We start from the raw sequence: 15,335 nt of genomic DNA, 5'->3' as shown, positions 1-15,335 counted from the left end.
CTCGGCTACATTCCGTCGATATGGGAACGTGACCTTGCACCGGGTCGCGGCCCGGCCGGGTCGGGGGGCGCCGCCCGCGCCAGGGAGGGAGCGTCATGGACCCCATCGGCAGGAAGTTGCTCGACATAGCCGAGGAGAATCTCGGCTATACCGAGAAAGGCGACGGTTACACCAAGTTCGGCAACTGGTGGACCGAGAAGATGGACGCCGACCACAACCCCTATTACAAGACCGCACCCTGGTGCGACATGTTCCTCGCGTGGGCCGCCGACCAGGCCGGGGTCACCGAGCAGGCCGGCCAGTTCGCCGCCACCGTCGAGCACGCGAAATGGTTCAAGAAGCACGACGCCTGGGGCAAGGAGCCCGTCCCCGGCGCCCTGGTCTTCTACGACTGGAACGGCTCGGGCGACCTCGACCAGATCGACCACGTCGGCCTCGTCGAGAAGATCGACGGCAGGACCCTGCACACCATCGAGGCCAACGCCGACGGCTACAAGCTCATGCGCAAGACCCGCGACATGGACTCGGTCGTCGGCTTCGGCTATCCGGGCAAGGTCAAGCAGGCGAAGTACACCCCCAAACACGCCGCCCCCGCCCCCAAGGTCGAGTCCCTCACCGGCGCCGCCCCCAAGACCCAGACCCACGAGACGACCTCCACCGCCGACCTCCCCTCCCAGGAGGTCCTCCTCACCGGCGTCCTGGCGTTCGTCCTGTGCGGCACCGTCGCCCTCGCCGCCGGCCGCGCCGCCGCCGCGAAGGCCCCCAGCAACTCCCCGATCCGCGTCCGCAAGCGCGGCAAGCACCACCGCGTCCCCGTCGAACTCCCCGCCGACATCACCCCGGCCGACCTCGACGCGGCCGACGCCGGCACCACCGTGATGCCCGCCCTCTCCCTGGCCGCCGCCCACGAGGCCGAGGACCGCGAATTCTGGGGCCGCATCGCCCACCTGGAAGAGGACTCCGAGCTCGCCTTCTGGAACTCCCTCCACGCCGACGCCGCCCTCTCCAGCACCCACGCCGAGCAAAGGAAGTACGCAACCACCCCAACCTTCCGCTAGAGTTAACCCTGCGAGCCCGGGGGGCGACCCCGGGGGCACAAGCGGACGTGGCTCAGTTGGTAGAGCATCACCTTGCCAAGGTGAGGGTCGCGGGTTCGAATCCCGTCGTCCGCTCTGAGGAGGCCTTGACGCCCAGCGAAGCCAAGGGCCTCGCTCGGTGGAGTGGCCGAGAGGCGAGGCAACGGCCTGCAAAGCCGTGTACACGGGTTCAAATCCCGTCTCCACCTCACCTCCCCCCTTTTTCAAGGGCGATTAGCTCAGTGGGAGAGCGCTACCTTGACACGGTAGAGGCCACTGGTTCAATCCCAGTATCGCCCACCATGTAAGCCCAGGTCATCCTATGGACGGCGGCTTGGGCCTTTCGGTTTTGGCGCAATTGGGGACGGAATCGGGAGCACGCTGCTCCACGGGCCGTTGTGGACTACCTGATCTCGGGTAGTGGTCGGCCGGGAGCGTCTGCTCCCAACCCGTGGCCTACCCGTCCGTGCCGTGGCGGTCGTCACCGCTTGTCCTGGCCGGTTCGGCGGTTCAGGGTGGTCCAGCGGCGTTGGCGCATGGGGTCGGTGACGTGGCTGTAGACGCCTTGGATGCCTTTCATCTGGTGGCCCATCCACTCGTGTCTGATCACCTCGGGCACGTCCAGTTCGTCCAGGATGGTCTTGTGGTGGTGACGGAGCCCGTGGAACACCGCACCGGGCAGGACCGGCGGCACCGAGAGCCTGGCGTCGCCGTCGCAGGCGGGTCGCCAGATGCGGCGGGCGGCGGCCTGGCTCTTGGGCGGGCCCAGCGTGATCACGGCGTGGTGGGAGCGGTGCACGCCGCTACCAAGATTCTGGCCACCGGGGACCGGGAAGAAGGTGACGAGCGGATGGAAACTGTTTGTCACCTGTGCAGAGCACCCGGGACGATCATGGTCCTATGAGCCGTCCTGTCACTGCCGAGACTCCGACCGGCCCCATGGGTGTTCCCGATGTCGTTGCGGCTCTTGCCGGAGGCGACACCGTCACTCCGGTGTGGCGCAATGAGCTCGGGGGCCTGACGTTCCGTCTTGAAGGCGAGGCGGTCAGGTACGTCAAGTGGGTCGCCGCGGGCACGCCGGAGATCGATCTGCCCGGGGAGGCGGAGCGGCTGGCTTGGGCGCAGCGGTGGGTGACCGTTCCGCGGGTCATCGAGCACGGTGCGGATGATGAGGGCGCGTGGTTGGTCACGGCGGAGGTCTTCGGCCGCTCTGCGGTGGACCCTCGGTGGATCACCGAGCCGGCGACGGCGGCGGCCGGGATCGGGCGGGGGCTGCGCCTGATGCACGACTCCCTGCCCGTCGATCAATGCCCGTTCGATTGGAGCGTCGAGGGACGGCTGGTGCGCGCCGATGAGCGCATCGCCGACGGGGAGGGGCCGACCGACTGGTCGCCCGAGTACCGGCACCTGGAGCTCGCGAAGGCCCGGGCATGCATCGGCGATCCGCCTGAGATCGACCGGCTCGTCGTCTGTCACGGGGACGCGTGCGTTCCCAACACGCTGTTGCACGACGACGGCGCGTTCGCCGCGCACGTGGACCTCGGCTCGCTTGGGATGGCCGACCGGTGGGCCGACCTCGCAGTCGCGGCATGGAGCACGGAGTGGAACTATGGCCCGGGCTACGACGGCGTCCTGTACGAGGCGTACGGGATCGCCCCGGACCCTGAGCGCATCGACTACTACCGCCTGCTGTGGGACATGGCCTGAGCACTCCGAGGCGCTCCGCTTGCCATGCCTCCTCCTGGCCCAACACGAGCATCCTCGAGCAGAGATGAGTGCAATGGGCAGACAGCACAAAAAATTTGATCTTGTCCTCGGACGACCAGTCCGGCAGGGCGGTGGGACAGGCCGCGCTGGACGCGGCGCGGGAGGTACGGGCAACGTGGGTACCAGAGGTCGGCTGAGGTATTAGGAACAGGGACTAGAAGGAGAGCCATGGCCGGTCGACGCCGGGCCTGTGTCACAGGTCGAGATCGCAGCGGCGCCGTCGCTGGACGACGTCCGCAGAGACGGCGTCCGGCCCTGCAAGGCACACTGCTGGAAGAGTTCATCGACCAGGTCGAGTCCGGGTGCTTCGCCGATGCCGTGGACACGGTGCTTTCGACGTACTGGGGTCAAGGGGCCCCGATGGAGTCGAGATCCGCAAAGTCCACGAGATCGGATGGTGACCAGGCGTTCGTTTGCGTCGCCCGCCCACAATATGCCCGAGCAATTGTCAAATCCTGTGGATCTTCGGCGCCTCAGAGTGTTCGTAACCAGTGATCGAGGGCTGCGAAGTCATCGTCGGTAAGGCCGCGGGGCGCCGCGACGGGGTGGAGGAGGGCTCGGCCGGGGTGGTGTTGGGACACCCAGTCCCGATCGGCGTCGGTGATCTCGTCGTCGATCCAGGCGAATGGACGCTGGTTCGCCCACGCCACCAGTGTTCTGGTCTTCCAGCAGAGCCCGAACCACTGGTCTTCGCGTTCGTCCCCATCGGAGGGCTCGGGCCAGTTCACGACGGGGAGCTGTGGCAACCCGATCCGGGGCGCGATCACAGCGTTCGCCTCGTCTTCCCAGGTCGTGGCCCAAACCAGATCGCACGGCAGCGCCGCCAGCCGAATCCCCACCTGCGTGTCGAGCCGCGCCAGATGCGCGGTCGACCCGGTTCCTGATGGCTCGCGCTGCGGGTCATCACCGAACGGCAGGAGCGGCCCATCGACATCAAGGAAGAGCAGCGGCCGGTTCTGGTTGCCGGTCATGCCGCGGTGACCTGTTCGCGTTCCATCAGGCCGCCGCGCTCGAACTGGGCCCCGGCGCGCACGAGTGCGACCAGATGGGGTCCGTTGACCGCGCGCCAGTGCGCTTGGGCGGACTCGATGAGCTTGAACGCCATAGCCAGGCCGGCGGCCCGGGAGCCGGGCCCCTTGGTGACCTTGGTGCGGTGTCGAACCGTGGCGAAGGTCGACTCGATCGGATTGGTGGTGCGCAGATGCACCCAGTGCTCGGCCGGGAAGCCGTAGAAGGCCAGCAACTCGTCCAGGTCATCCAGAATCTTGGCGACGGCCTTGGGATGTTTGGCCCCATAGGCGGCCTCGAACTCCATCACCGCCCGGCCTGCGTCTTCGGCGTTCCAGATCTCGGCCAGGTGCTTCTTCGCGCCGGGGTGCGCCGACTTCGGCAGCGCCCCGAGACAGTTCGCGATCTTATGAAACCAGCATCTCTGTTCGCGAGACTCAGGGAACACCTCGCGCAGCGCGCCCCAGAAGCCGAGTGCCCCGTCGCCGACCGCGAGCACCGGAGCGCGCATGCCGCGGCGCTTGCAGTCACGTAGCAAATCAGCCCATGACTCGGTCGACTCCCGGTAGCCGTCGGTCAGTGCGATGAGCTCCTTCCGGCCATCGGCGCGGACTCCGATCATCACAAGCAGGCACGGCTTGTGCTCTTCTAGCCGGATGTTGACATGCACGCCGTCGGCCCACAGGTAGACATAGTCGACGCCGAACATGTCCCGGGCGGCGAACGTGCGCTGTTCGGCCTTCCACTGCTCGGTGAGCCGAGCGATGACTGAGGCCGACAGTCCGGCGGTGGAGCCGAGGAACTGCCCGAGTGCGGGCACGAAGTCCCCGCTGGACAGGCCGTGAAGGTAGAGCAGGGGCAGAACCTCGGTCAGCTTCGGGGTTTTACGGCACCAGGGCGGCAGGATCGCCGAGGAGAACCGCTCACCCGTGGCCGGGTCGGTGCGCTTATCGTTGACTCGCGGCGCTTTAACCTCGACCGCCCCGGCGCTGGTGAGCACCTCGCGAGGCTGGTGATAGCCGTTGCGCACCACCAGGCGACCGCCATGCTCGTCGCGCTGCTCGGCGTACTGGGCGATGTAGGCGTCGACCTCGGCTTGCAAAGCCTCGGCCAGCATCCGACGGGCCCCCTCCCGCACGATCTCATCGGTCTGATCGCACCCGGACGGGTCGGGGACTGCGTTGAGCATCGGGTGTACCTTCCCAGCCGGCGCGGCAACGCCAGCCTGAGCGAGAACCTGCAAGTGATCCGGGAAGGTACACCCCCTTCCCGGCGGATCCACAGGTTTCGATCATTGCTCACGCTGAGCGGGGAGTACTTCAGCCGTGCACGGCGCCCGGGGGTCGGGTTCACCCAGGTCCGGCTAGTGTCCACCGCCACGCTGACAGCACAGCCCGATCCGCTCACCCAGCGCCGTAGCACCGACACCTCACTCTGTAACACCGGGATCGCCTCGTACTTCGGCGCTTCTGATCGGACCAGCAGGGCAATCCAGCCGAACGACCAGACGAATTCTCTCCATCGCAGGCCATGCCCGGTAAACGCAGGCTCTCGGGCCAGCAGGCCTTGCCGATGGGTAACGAGGCTATGACCGGCGTGGGAGCCTGAAGGTACTTTTTGTCAGACTGACAAAAAGCTAGTGTCGCTGCATGGCTGAGGACCGCTGGACACCACCCGCCGTGATGCTCGCGGTCGACCTAGTGATCTTGACGCTGCGCGAGTGGCGCCTGCACGTCCTGCTCGTCGAGCGCGGTGTCGAGCCCTTCAAGGGCGCCTTGGCACTTCCAGGCGGCTTTCTGCAGCACGCCGAAGAAGACCTCACCGCCGCCGCCCACCGAGAACTGGCGGAGGAGGCCGCCATGAACGTCGAAACGCTGCACCTGGAGCATCTGGGCGTCTACGGCACCCCCGGACGTGACCCACGCGGCCGCGTGGTGTCCGTCGCCTACCTGGCGATCGCACCGGGGCTGCCGGAGCCGACCGCTGGCACGGACGCGGCCGGTGCCCGGTGGCAGCGGGTCGACCAAGTGCTTTCCGGGGATCTGAAGCTCGCCTTCGACCACTGGCAGATCGTCTGGGACGGGGTCGAGAGCGCCCGCGCCAAGCTTGAGCGTTCCGCACTCGCGACGGCGTTCTGCGGACCGACCTTCACGATCAGCGACCTCCAGCAGGTCTACGAAGCGGTGTGGGGGATCTCGCTGGATCCCCGCAACTTCTATCGCAAAGTTCAGAAGACCAGCGGATTCATCGTCGCGGCGGGTCCGGAGCGGAAGGTCACGACCGGGCGCCCGGCCCGATTGTTCAGGGCCGGCCCGTGCAAGGTCCTGAATCCGCCGATGGTCCGGCCGGTCGAGCCGTCGAACGCGAAGGGACCGGAAGAATGAGCGGCAGTCTGATCGTCGTCCTTACAGCACTGGACGTGGAGTACGAGGCCGTCCGCGAGAAGCTGGACGGCCCGCGGTTGCATCGGCACCCGCAGGGAACCCGTTTCGAGGTCGGCCGACTTGTGGACGGCCGATGCCGGATCGCTCTCGGGCTGGTCGGCAAGGGCAACCAGTCCGCGGCGGTACTGGCCGAACGCGCCATCGCCGAGTTCGCCCCGACGGCACTGCTCTTCGTCGGGGTGGCGGGAGCACTGCACACCCATATCGCCCTCGGCGACGTGGTGGTCGCCACCCATGTCTATGCCTTCCACGGTGGGACGAGCGAGGACGACGGGTTCAAGAGCCGCCCCCGTGTATGGGAGGTCTCCCACGGCGCCGACCAGATCGCCCGCCATGTCGCACGCGGCAGCTCCTGGGCGGGCGATCCCCGCGCTCATCGTCGAACACCCGAAGTGCATTTCGGACCGATCGCGGCCGGCGAAGTCGTCCTGAACTCCACGGTGTCGTCGCACGCCCGCTGGATCCAGCGGAACTACAACGACGCGCTCGCGATCGAGATGGAAGGGGCCGGCGTGGCCCAGGCCGCGCACCTGAACAGGGCACTGCCGGTAGTCGTGGTCCGGGGCGTCAGCGACCGGGCCGACGGCACCAAGGAGACCACCGATCGCGAGCAGTGGCAGGCGCGGGCGGTGGCCAACGCGGCGGCGTTCACCACAGCCCTGGCCGAAAGCCTTGCCGCCGAAGAACTGGACCGCGATCGGTTCGATGCAACCGGAACGACGAGGAGCTCGGAGATGAGTGAGACGATCCGCAACGTCGCGAAAGACAACGCGCGAGTGATCGTGCAGGCCGGCCACGTACACGGCGGAGTCCGGGTGTCCGGTGCGCAGGACTCGCCGACCGATCCCACCGAGGCGATCGCCGGCCTGACCGTCCGGCTCCAGCAAGCACGGGCGGCAGGACATCTGGACGAGGACACCTATCGGGAAGCTCAAGCCGAGCTCGCCACCGCCCGCGAGACACTGCGGACGACCAAGCCACAGGACACGGGCTCCGTGACGCTGGCGCTCAAGAAGGTGCGCGGGCTCGTCGGGGACGTGGCCACCCTTGCCGCCGAGGTGGCAAGCGTCATCGCACTGGTCCAAGGCCTGACATGACCGAGTCGGGTGCCACCACGACGAACTACGCCACAGATTCCGCCTACGTCGGAGTGCAGGCGGCGACCGTACACGGCGGCGTCCACATCTACACACCGCCCGCGGACGCCTCCCCCGCGGAGAAATTCGAAGCCGGCGTCCGGCTGCTCGACGGCGGCATTCCCGGAAAGGCGCGGCAGCTCATCCACGAAGCCGTCATGGCCGGCCACACCGGCAACAGGGTCTGCTTTCACTGGCAGTTGGCTCTCGTCAGCGGCAGGACGCGGCGAGAGATGCCGGAGGAGGACACCAAGATGCTGCGGCAGACGCCCGTGGTCTGCCGCGTCACCGGTGGCGACGCGTGGGCAGACGGGGTGAAGACCGTATGCCGTCTACTGGATTCCGCGCGGCGGCCCGACGCGGACCTACGCCCCCTGCTCAAGGACTTCGACGGGCTCGACGAGACCCAGCGCGCCATGATCCTGCGTCATCTGGAGCTGTTCCTGGACGGGCCGCTCGAAGATCAGATGTGGCACCGCGCCTTGCGAAGCGCCAGGGAAAACCAGATGGCGGGTGACCGCGCCCATCGTGTCTGGAAGTTCTTCGAGCCGAAGCCTGCCCGGCCCCGCGCCCGTGAGCCGCGACCGCCTGACATCCCTGCCGGGACCTGGGTCCAGGCAGTGGCGGCGACAGTCGTCCTTGCCGCGGCGGTGCTCCACATCGGCTACCTGCTGGCACGGGAACTGCAGGTATTCGCGCTGTTCATGCACCTGGTGAGCGTCGTCGGCGGCTACTATGCCGCGCGCGACGGCCTGGAATGGCGCTTCCGCACCGAACGGCGCCGCGCAAAGGACGAGGAGCACGGGCCGCCTCCGAAGCGCACGGCCCGTGCACCGTCCGGCGGCTTCGCCAACCGGGTCGACCAGCGCTTCGACCACTACTTCGCCAAGTACGTTCCACGCCACACGAGCCGCTCCACCTGGCTGGCCGAGACCGCAGGGATCCGCAAGAGCTTGCGCGACGAGATCGTCGAGGTCTACCGGGAGCGGCGGATCGGCGTCGAAAAGATCGACTGGTTGATCCGGTACCGGGTGGGCGAGGTCAGGAAGCGGTGGGAGAACGACACGCTGTGGAACTACCGGGAGGAACTCGCGACTCCCCTGACCACGAAGGTGGGGACACTTCTCGGCCTCGCCATCCTCGTCCTGGGCGCCACCCGCACGATGGAGAGCGCAGCACAGGTCGCACCCTCGAGCGCGGCCCGTTCGACGACCTTTGCGATTGCGGCCGGAGTCCTCGCCAGCCTCGCCTGGCTGCGCATCATCCTGGAGCGCAGGCGGCACAACGCCGACGAGACCGAGAGCGCACGGACGCTGAAGGACTGCCAGGCGGCCTTTGAGCGCTGGCAGGAGAAGCTGGCCGACAAACCCTCAGATCCGGAGATGGCCGTCTGGCTGAACCGCGACAGGAAGGTGCTGCTGGACCAGGCGCTGCGCCATTACGGGCTGACCATGAGCCACATGATCGCCCACGCGTTCATCGAAGCGCCCGCCTCCCGCGCCAGGCGCGCCCGTGTGCTAAACGGCCCCTGGCGCTACACGCGCTACCAGTTACTCCTCTTCCTCCTCACCACGGACGGTGTACGCCAACTCAGCGTGGAACTCGACTTCGAGCAGGGCACCTTCCAGGGCTGGAACCGGACCAACTACCGCTACGAAGCGGTCGCAGCCGTGCGGGTACACCAGGCAGACGACGATGAACGCAAATTCGAACTGGCGCTCGTCAACGGGGAGCAGATCCAGGTCGATGTGATAACCCCGGGGATGGAAGAACTCCAGATCGACGAAACCCCCGGAGTGGTGTCAGAGGTAACGCTGGACGCCTCGGGACTCCACCACACCCTCCACGTCATGGAGGGAATCGCCGCGGAAGGCAAGCAGTGGATCGTCCAGGAACGTCACCGAAAAGGCGATCGGTAACGTCCGTGCCGCAGCGCAACCAGTCCGGTGTCGCCGCGTGTATCGGACCTTCAGCGGTGGTGAGGGCACGGCATGGCGGGGTCATGTTGCAGAAGATTGCCCGCGGTCGGTCAAGACACCAGCGCGTCCAACGAGCAGGTCGGGAGCGCGATCCAGCCCCCGGTCGCCGCCGCGCTCGCACGTTTGGCATCGGGCCACGCCCCGAGCCCCAGCACTGCGGCGCGGGCGGTCATCGCGGCAATGACCGCGTCAAAAGCATCATCCCACCGCGCCGCTGGGTGGTGGAGCGGTCCTTCGCCTGGCTGGGCAATCACCGCCGCCTGTCCAAGGATTACGAAGACCGGACCAGCGCCTCCGAGAACGTCATCTACCTGGCGATGAGCATGATCCTGCTACGCCGCCTCACTGACCGCCCGCCGTGCCCCCTTTTCAGACACCCTCCAGCCAGCGTTTCAGCGTTGCTTGTGCACCGTCGGTGGTGCGGTGTGGTCGGGCCACATCTGCAGCAGGTGCTCTTCTGCGGCACGGTCTGAAGCGTTGACACTTAGCCGTACCCGGTAGGTGACGTGTGGCCACACTTCGGTGGTGAGGTTCCACAGGACCGTGCCCTCTTGGCCAGGGAGAGCGAGCACGAGTTCGGGATACGGGAAGGGGCTCCACTGCTTGGTGATCTCGGTGATCGCCTCCCAGGAGGCGGGGTCGGGATCGGGTGCTTCAGGCAGGACCTGGATCTCGACGTCCACTTCGCGAGCGCCGGCGTGGGCCAGGACCAGCCTGTTGTGGTCGATGGTGGTGAGGGGCGCCGTGCCCAGGTCGGCGGGTACCCGCGCGTTCCCCGTCCAGAGGTATCGTCCACGTCGTACGGGCTGCAGGAGGAGGTACCCGGGGGCGTCCTCGACCGCCAGACGGTGCCGTGCGGTGGCCCTCTGCCCGGTATGGGCGGGCAAATGGTCGGCGGCCTGGGCGAGCACCGCGTCGCGAGCCTGGATGGAGGAGTCGGCCATGTCCGGTTCACCGCGGTACATGGCCGACAAGGCCGCCCTGTCGAGCGCCGCGATCATGACGTCCCACTGCCCCGCGGTCAAGGCGACTTCCATCTGCCCGTTTTCGTTCCGGCGCTCTGATCTGATGGCGCGCTCGACCGCCTTGCATTCGTCGGTGACGTTGCGAGGGTCACCCCATCGAGCCTGGCCAATGATTTCCTCATGGGCGACCAGGTCAATGTGACTGGCCTGCGACGCGGTAAGGGTCACCGGCCAGAACTCACCGGGAACCGTCATGTGGCCCATCCCTTCCGATGGGATCGAACGGACGGCCAGAGTACCAATGTAATTGGCCCCTGGCCGTCACAGATTGCCGTCGGATGAAGTCCCTCTTCGTAAGTAGGTGCTGAGCGGTTGCTTTCGTTGACATATTGAACCCTGTTGCCGGGCGTATTCGATCTACTCTTCTGGGTGGGCAATCAGCCCTCCGATTTTCCGGCCGGCGCCTCAGCGACGGCGCGTGCGTGGGCGGCGCGCTCGGCGGTGAAGGTGCGTTTCCATCTCGGCGAACAGCGCCAGCAGCAGGAAAGCGATGCATCCCATACCGTCGTCGGCGCGTCCATGCCGAAAACTGGTCAACAGGTCTGAGCTGAAGATCTTCCTCTGTGTCGCTCGTGCAGCCCGCGAGTACTTGTCGGCAACATCGAGTCGATCAGTGCGCACACCGCGGGCCCTGCCGGGCGCACCACTGCGGGTCCGACAGCGCGGACCATGTTCGCTCGGGGGCATCGGTACCGTGCGTCAGACAACAAAACGGAGTATCATGCAAACAGCGCTGAATGCGAACAGAGTGGCATTGCTCGACAGCCAGAATCACGAAAGAATCCGCTGTTATCCGACTCTTAATCCGCGGGTTCGGGGGTTCAAGTCCCTGACGGCGCACCGCACCTGAGCAGCACATTCTCCCCAGATCCGAGAGTGTTTCCGGCCGTTTTGCACCGGTCCAAACGCCATGTTCGCTCGTCGTTCCAGCCCGGGGACGACCATGGCTCCCCGAACCCCCGCCAGAGCCGGTTACTCTGAGTGAAATAGACCCTTGTGCCCGAATCGGGGACCAGGCGCAGCAGCAGGACGCGGATGGAACGTACCGGTGGCCGTCCAGGTCGCTTCGGCCTGGACCGGGCAGCATGTCGGCCAGCGATCAGGTCACGGTGCCAGCGCAACACCGCGTCCGGACGCACCAGCAGCCGCATCCGGCGCAGCGCCTCAGGCGTCAGACGGTGCAGCAGCGCCGCCGGCAACGCGCGGTCGGTCAGGGTGAACCGCACCTTCTGCCCGCCCACAGCACCGCGAGCTGATGACGCAGCACGATCTCGATGCCCTTGTCCCGATCGCTCGCGGGAAGAAGGCGCAGGATCGCGAAGGCGTTCGTTGCCGTCAGGTAGGCCAATCGCAACTGCACAGCCGACCATCATGCCGCGGCGATCACCTCCGACGCGGCCGTTCGGAGCTGATCAACCAGTACCACACCTGATGCATGAGCGCCGGCCGCATGGGCCCTCACCTGCGCGGACGATATTTTCGGCACCCGCAGCGCCCAAGCTCTGGAGGCCGACATTCGCGCCTGGGTGGAGCAGTGGAACAGCGGCCCCAAACCGTTCGTGTGGACCAAGGCCCCCGAAGGGATCCTCGAATCCCTCGCTAGTCGTATGGCACTGGCCCCTCACGCGTCCCGCGTCCAGAGCAGCGGCACGGCGGCCAGAAGGGCCGCGGCCGCCCATGCGGCGAGCACGCCGAGCCCCTCCCAGGGCCCGATCGGCAACGAGGGCAGGTCGCGGGTGGTCTGGATGCCGAGGCCGGCCGTCATCGGCGCGATCTGCTCGAGCCGCTTCTGCAGTTCCCCCGGCGGCACCACGTGCGCAAGGATCGGGAAGAGGTAGAGCAGGCCGAGGACGACGCCCATCGCCACCGCCGAGTCGCGGAAGACGGCCGCGACGCCGAGGCTGAGCAGCCCGACCAGCACGAGATAGAGCACCGAGCCCACGACGGCGCGCAGCGTCGGCCCGTCCGCGAGGGAGAGCGCCTGGACGCCGTGCTCGGCCGTGAACCCGTTGCCGGCCATGACGAACCGCGCCCCGAACAGCGACACCAGGACCGCGACGGTGCCGCTCACCACCACCAGGGCGGTGAGCGTGACCACCTTCGCCGCCAGGACCATGGACCGGCCCGGCATCGCGGCGAAGGTCGTACGGATCATGCCGGTGCTGTACTCGTTGCCGATCATCAGGACCGCGAGGATGGCTACCGCCGCCTGGCCGAGCATCACGCCGATCAGGCTGAGCTTGGTGGTGTCCTGGGTGCAGGCGGCCTTGTCGCACGAGACTCCGAAGGCCACCGAGAGGCCCAGCGCCACGGTCAGCACGATCGTCGCCGCCACGAGCCAGCGGGTGTCGCGGAGCGTGCGGACCTTGGTCCATTCCGCGTGCAGCGCGTCCTTCACGCGTCCCTCCGGCTGATCGTCACGACGGCGGCGCCGAGGGCGACCGCCGCCCAGGCGCATAGCACGGCGAAGCCGGCCCAGGGCGCCAGCGGGTAGTAACCGGTGGCCGGCTTGTAGATGCCCGCCACGAAGTCGTAGTGCGGCACGGTCTGCTGGATCGCGAAACCGGCGGCCGGAGTCACCCGGAGCAGCCAGTTGGCCGCGCCCTCGGGCAGGACCGACGCGATGGACAGGATGTAGGGCAGCAGGAGTACGACGACGACCGCGGTGATCGCCATTGCGCTGCGCCGGATCAGGGCGCCGACGGCCAGCGCGAGGACCGCGGTGGCCGCCAGCAGCAGCGCGGTGCCGACGATGACCCGGATCTCGGTGGCCGACGACACCGGTAGGACGTGGAATCCCCTGCCCGGCGCGCGGCTCTGACCGAGCTTGATCATGACGGTGGCCGCGAACAGGCCCGCGACGAAGGCGACGCAGCCGATCACGAGGGACTTGGCGACCAGCACCCGGCCCCGGCGCGGGTTCGCGGTGAGGGTGGTGCGGATCAGCCCGCGGCGGTACTCGACGGTCACGAACAGGGCCGCGACGACCATCATGGCGATCGCCCCGGCGAACGTGCCGACGAGGAAGTTCTCGATGGAGTAGCCGTTGCCCAGGCTGGGCCCCCCCACGACGGGAGCGATGTCGCCCGCGCCCGTGAGGGTGAACGTGCCCTGCTCCTCGGTGAAGCCGGGCTTGAGTACAGGCGAGAAGCTGCCCGCCGTGCCCGCCCTTCCCAGCTGCTCGCCCTTCCACGCGCCGGGCCGCCACTGGCCGTCCAGGGCGGGACGGCCGAACGCGGCGGTCGCGGCCGCCGGGTCGAAGGTGGCGCCACCCGGTGAGACGGACTCCATGTTCTGTGGCGAGGTGACGAACAGCCCGACCTGCACGGTCTGTCCCAGCTCGGCGGGGCGCGCGGAGCCGACCTTCGTCCACTGGGTGCCTTCGGCGGAGGCGAAGGCGGTGATCGTGTCGCCCGTGCGCGTGAGCCGAAGCCAGCGAGGCGCCCCCGCCTTGGCAGTCCCCGGCATCCCGGCGAGGTCGTGCGTGTAGTCGTACTGCATCCGGACACCGTGCGTTCCGGTGAGCATCACCGCCGCGTACGACGAACCCGGGCTGGTGTCCTTCTTGACGATGAGCCCGGCCTTCGCCCACGGCTGGACGCGGTCGAGCTGTTCACCGCCGATGTCGGCGGTGCCGGTCAGCGAGGTCACGGGGACGGTGATCGAGCCGTCTCCGCTCAGCGGCTGGTGGACGAAGAAGAAGCTGTCGTTCACCGGCTCGCCGCCGGGGCCCGTCGGAAGCTTGTCGGCTTCGTGCGGGAGGCTGGCGGACGTGGCGACCAGGCCGAACGCCACCATGGCCAGCACCGCGACGAGGGCGCCGACCACCCAGCCGCGCACCGTGCGGAACTTGGTCCATTCCGCGCGCAGCAGCGATCGGAAGCCCGCGCTGCCGGGCCTGGTCTCCGGACGGTAGGACGCGATCGTGGCGGTCATCGCGCCGCTCGTTCCGCCGTGCCGGCGCGGAACTCCACCGCGTCCCGGGTCAGCTCCATGTAGGCCTCTTCCAGGGTGGCGCGGTGCGCCGACACCTCGGAGAACGGCACCCCGCCCTGGCTGAGGATCTCGATGATCCGCTCCGCGGGCAGCCCGGCGATGGTGAGCATGTCGGGCCCGGTGGCCGCCACCGTGGCGCCCTCCTGCGCCAGCAGGGTCATCGCCCGCTCGCGCGCGGCGGTACGCAGCAGCACCCGGCCGCGGGAGGCGGCCGCCAGCAGCTCGCTCACGCTGGTGTCGGCGACGACCTTGCCGCGCCCGACGACCACCAGGTGGCCGGCGGTGTCCTGCAACTCGCTCATCAGGTGGCTCGACACCAGAACGGCGCGGCCCTCCCTGGCGAGGGATCCCATGAAGCCGCGCATCCAGACGATGCCCTCCGGGTCCAGGCCGTTGAACGGCTCGTCCAGCATGAGCACCGGCGGGTCGCCGAGCAGCGCCGCCGCGATGCCCAGCCGCTGCCGCATGCCGAGGGAGAAGCCGCCTGCCTTGCGCCGGGCCGCCCCCTCGAGGCCGACCAGCCGGATCACCTCGTCCACCCGCCGGGTGCCGAGGCCCTGCGAGTGGGCCAGCCAGAGCAGGTGGTTGCGGGCGCTGCGGCTCGGCTGCAACGCCCCGGCGTCCAGCAGCGCACCGACGTGGTTCAGCGGCCGCCGCAGGCTGCGGTACGGCTTCCCGCCGACCAGCGCCGTGCCCGACTCGACCGAGTCAAGGCCCAGGATGACGCGCATGGTGGTGGACTTGCCGGCGCCGTTGGGGCCGACGAAGCCGGTGACCTGGCCGGGCGCGACCGTGAACGACATCCCGTCGAGCGCCACAGCCTGGCCGAAGCGTTTCCGCAGGCCATTGACTTCGATCATTGCTTCCATGGCGAAAACCCTAAGGAGAAGGGGGTCTCAGCGTC

At 68.0% G+C, this 15,335-nt stretch carries 14 protein-coding genes, 3 tRNA genes and 1 pseudogene; 10 read left to right on the top strand and 8 right to left on the bottom strand.

The genetic code is table 11. The features are described 5' to 3' along the window. Positions 1–95: 95 nt before the first annotated feature. The 4 genes from ABD340_RS39040 to ABD340_RS39025 all read left to right on the top strand — a co-directional run bounded on the left by ABD340_RS39040 (position 96) and on the right by ABD340_RS39025 (position 1,379). Positions 96–1,058, top strand: a complete 963-nt coding sequence (locus tag ABD340_RS39040) for a CHAP domain-containing protein (RefSeq protein ID WP_344596128.1) — start codon at positions 96–98, stop codon at positions 1,056–1,058. 41 nt (positions 1,059–1,099) lie between these two features. Further along, positions 1,100–1,172 (top strand) — tRNA-Gly (locus ABD340_RS39035). Positions 1,173–1,214: 42 nt separating this feature from the next. Next, positions 1,215–1,285 (top strand) — tRNA-Cys (locus ABD340_RS39030). A gap of 19 nt (positions 1,286–1,304) precedes the next feature. Next, positions 1,305–1,379, top strand: a tRNA-Val gene (locus tag ABD340_RS39025). A gap of 178 nt (positions 1,380–1,557) precedes the next feature. On the opposite strand, the gene ABD340_RS39020 is transcribed toward ABD340_RS39025, so the two are convergent. Beyond that, complete coding sequence (locus tag ABD340_RS39020) at positions 1,558–1,944, bottom strand: site-specific integrase (RefSeq protein WP_344596126.1); 387 nt, start codon at positions 1,942–1,944, stop codon at positions 1,558–1,560. Between the two features lie 125 nt (positions 1,945–2,069). On the opposite strand from ABD340_RS39020, the gene ABD340_RS39015 reads away from it, so the two are divergent. Beyond that, positions 2,070–2,783 carry an aminoglycoside 3'-phosphotransferase gene (locus ABD340_RS39015; protein WP_344596125.1) on the top strand — a complete coding sequence of 238 codons (714 nt, stop codon included), beginning with the start codon at positions 2,070–2,072 and terminating at the stop codon, positions 2,781–2,783. Between the two features lie 533 nt (positions 2,784–3,316). Here ABD340_RS39015 and ABD340_RS39010 read toward each other — a convergent pair. Beyond that, the gene (locus ABD340_RS39010) at positions 3,317–3,814 is read right to left on the bottom strand and encodes an HAD domain-containing protein (protein WP_344596123.1); all 498 of its coding nucleotides are present in this window, start codon (positions 3,812–3,814) and stop codon (positions 3,317–3,319) included. Next, complete coding sequence (locus tag ABD340_RS39005) at positions 3,811–5,040, bottom strand: IS256 family transposase (protein ID WP_344596121.1); 1,230 nt, start codon at positions 5,038–5,040, stop codon at positions 3,811–3,813. Before ABD340_RS39005 ends, ABD340_RS39010 begins: the two co-directional genes overlap by 4 nt. Positions 5,041–5,533: 493 nt before the next feature. Here ABD340_RS39005 and ABD340_RS39000 point away from each other — a divergent pair, with 493 nt between their 5' ends. The 4 genes and pseudogenes from ABD340_RS39000 to ABD340_RS48205 form a co-directional block, all read left to right on the top strand. Next, the gene (locus ABD340_RS39000; protein ID WP_344596120.1) at positions 5,534–6,235 is read left to right on the top strand and encodes an NUDIX hydrolase; all 702 of its coding nucleotides are present in this window, start codon (positions 5,534–5,536) and stop codon (positions 6,233–6,235) included. Then, a complete protein-coding gene (locus ABD340_RS38995; protein ID WP_344596119.1) occupies positions 6,232–7,392 on the top strand; it encodes a 5'-methylthioadenosine/S-adenosylhomocysteine nucleosidase in 1,161 nt (386 codons plus the stop codon). The genes ABD340_RS39000 and ABD340_RS38995 overlap by 4 nt, the downstream gene beginning before the upstream one ends. Then, positions 7,389–9,350 (top strand): hypothetical protein, encoded by a 1,962-nt coding sequence (locus ABD340_RS38990; RefSeq protein WP_344596118.1) that lies wholly within the window; start codon positions 7,389–7,391, stop codon positions 9,348–9,350. Before ABD340_RS38995 ends, ABD340_RS38990 begins: the two co-directional genes overlap by 4 nt. Positions 9,351–9,433: 83 nt before the next feature. After that, positions 9,434–9,754 (top strand): annotated as a pseudogene (locus tag ABD340_RS48205) (transposase); the annotation flags it as partial. A gap of 48 nt (positions 9,755–9,802) precedes the next feature. Here the strand turns inward: ABD340_RS48205 and ABD340_RS38980 are convergent. After that, positions 9,803–10,630, bottom strand: a complete 828-nt coding sequence (locus tag ABD340_RS38980; RefSeq protein ID WP_344596117.1) for a hypothetical protein — start codon at positions 10,628–10,630, stop codon at positions 9,803–9,805. A 174-nt stretch (positions 10,631–10,804) separates the two neighbouring features. Between ABD340_RS38980 and ABD340_RS38975 the strand changes: the two genes are divergently transcribed. Then, on the top strand, positions 10,805–10,981 hold the full coding sequence (locus ABD340_RS38975; protein WP_344596116.1) for a hypothetical protein: 177 nt from the start codon (positions 10,805–10,807) through the stop codon (positions 10,979–10,981). 664 nt (positions 10,982–11,645) lie between these two features. On the opposite strand, the gene ABD340_RS38970 is transcribed toward ABD340_RS38975, so the two are convergent. The 4 genes from ABD340_RS38970 to ABD340_RS38955 form a co-directional block, all read right to left on the bottom strand. Then, positions 11,646–11,795 (bottom strand): hypothetical protein, encoded by a 150-nt coding sequence (locus ABD340_RS38970; RefSeq protein ID WP_344596115.1) that lies wholly within the window; start codon positions 11,793–11,795, stop codon positions 11,646–11,648. A gap of 261 nt (positions 11,796–12,056) precedes the next feature. After that, entirely contained in the window at positions 12,057–12,833 is a 777-nt protein-coding gene (locus ABD340_RS38965; protein WP_344596113.1) for an ABC transporter permease, read from the bottom strand. Then, positions 12,830–14,371, bottom strand: a complete 1,542-nt coding sequence (locus ABD340_RS38960) for an ABC transporter permease (RefSeq protein ID WP_344596112.1) — start codon at positions 14,369–14,371, stop codon at positions 12,830–12,832. The genes ABD340_RS38965 and ABD340_RS38960 overlap by 4 nt, the downstream gene beginning before the upstream one ends. Next, on the bottom strand, positions 14,368–15,300 hold the full coding sequence (locus ABD340_RS38955; RefSeq protein WP_344596110.1) for an ATP-binding cassette domain-containing protein: 933 nt from the start codon (positions 15,298–15,300) through the stop codon (positions 14,368–14,370). Before ABD340_RS38955 ends, ABD340_RS38960 begins: the two co-directional genes overlap by 4 nt. Positions 15,301–15,335: the final 35 nt, after the last annotated feature.

The organism is Actinomadura vinacea, assembly GCF_039532545.1.
GTDB lineage: Bacteria > Actinomycetota > Actinomycetes > Streptosporangiales > Streptosporangiaceae > Spirillospora > Spirillospora vinacea.
The sequence above is the reverse complement of the archived record's forward strand: the minus strand, read 5'-3'. Positions and strand labels throughout refer to the sequence as shown.

Excerpts from the sequence above, each read along its gene's own strand:
- ABD340_RS38955 (WP_344596110.1), bottom strand. The coding sequence starts at position 15,300 with ATGGAAGCAATGATCGAAGTCAATGGCCTGCGGAAACGCTTCGGCCAG.
- ABD340_RS39010 (WP_344596123.1), bottom strand. The coding sequence starts at position 3,814 with ATGACCGGCAACCAGAACCGGCCGCTGCTCTTCCTTGATGTCGATGGG.
- ABD340_RS38990 (WP_344596118.1), top strand. The coding sequence starts at position 7,389 with ATGACCGAGTCGGGTGCCACCACGACGAACTACGCCACAGATTCCGCC.
- ABD340_RS38995 (WP_344596119.1), top strand. The coding sequence starts at position 6,232 with ATGAGCGGCAGTCTGATCGTCGTCCTTACAGCACTGGACGTGGAGTAC.
- ABD340_RS39000 (WP_344596120.1), top strand. The coding sequence starts at position 5,534 with ATGCTCGCGGTCGACCTAGTGATCTTGACGCTGCGCGAGTGGCGCCTG.
- ABD340_RS38980 (WP_344596117.1), bottom strand. The coding sequence starts at position 10,630 with ATGACGGTTCCCGGTGAGTTCTGGCCGGTGACCCTTACCGCGTCGCAG.
- ABD340_RS39005 (WP_344596121.1), bottom strand. The coding sequence starts at position 5,040 with ATGCTCAACGCAGTCCCCGACCCGTCCGGGTGCGATCAGACCGATGAG.
- ABD340_RS38960 (WP_344596112.1), bottom strand. The coding sequence starts at position 14,371 with ATGACCGCCACGATCGCGTCCTACCGTCCGGAGACCAGGCCCGGCAGC.
- ABD340_RS39040 (WP_344596128.1), top strand. The coding sequence starts at position 96 with ATGGACCCCATCGGCAGGAAGTTGCTCGACATAGCCGAGGAGAATCTC.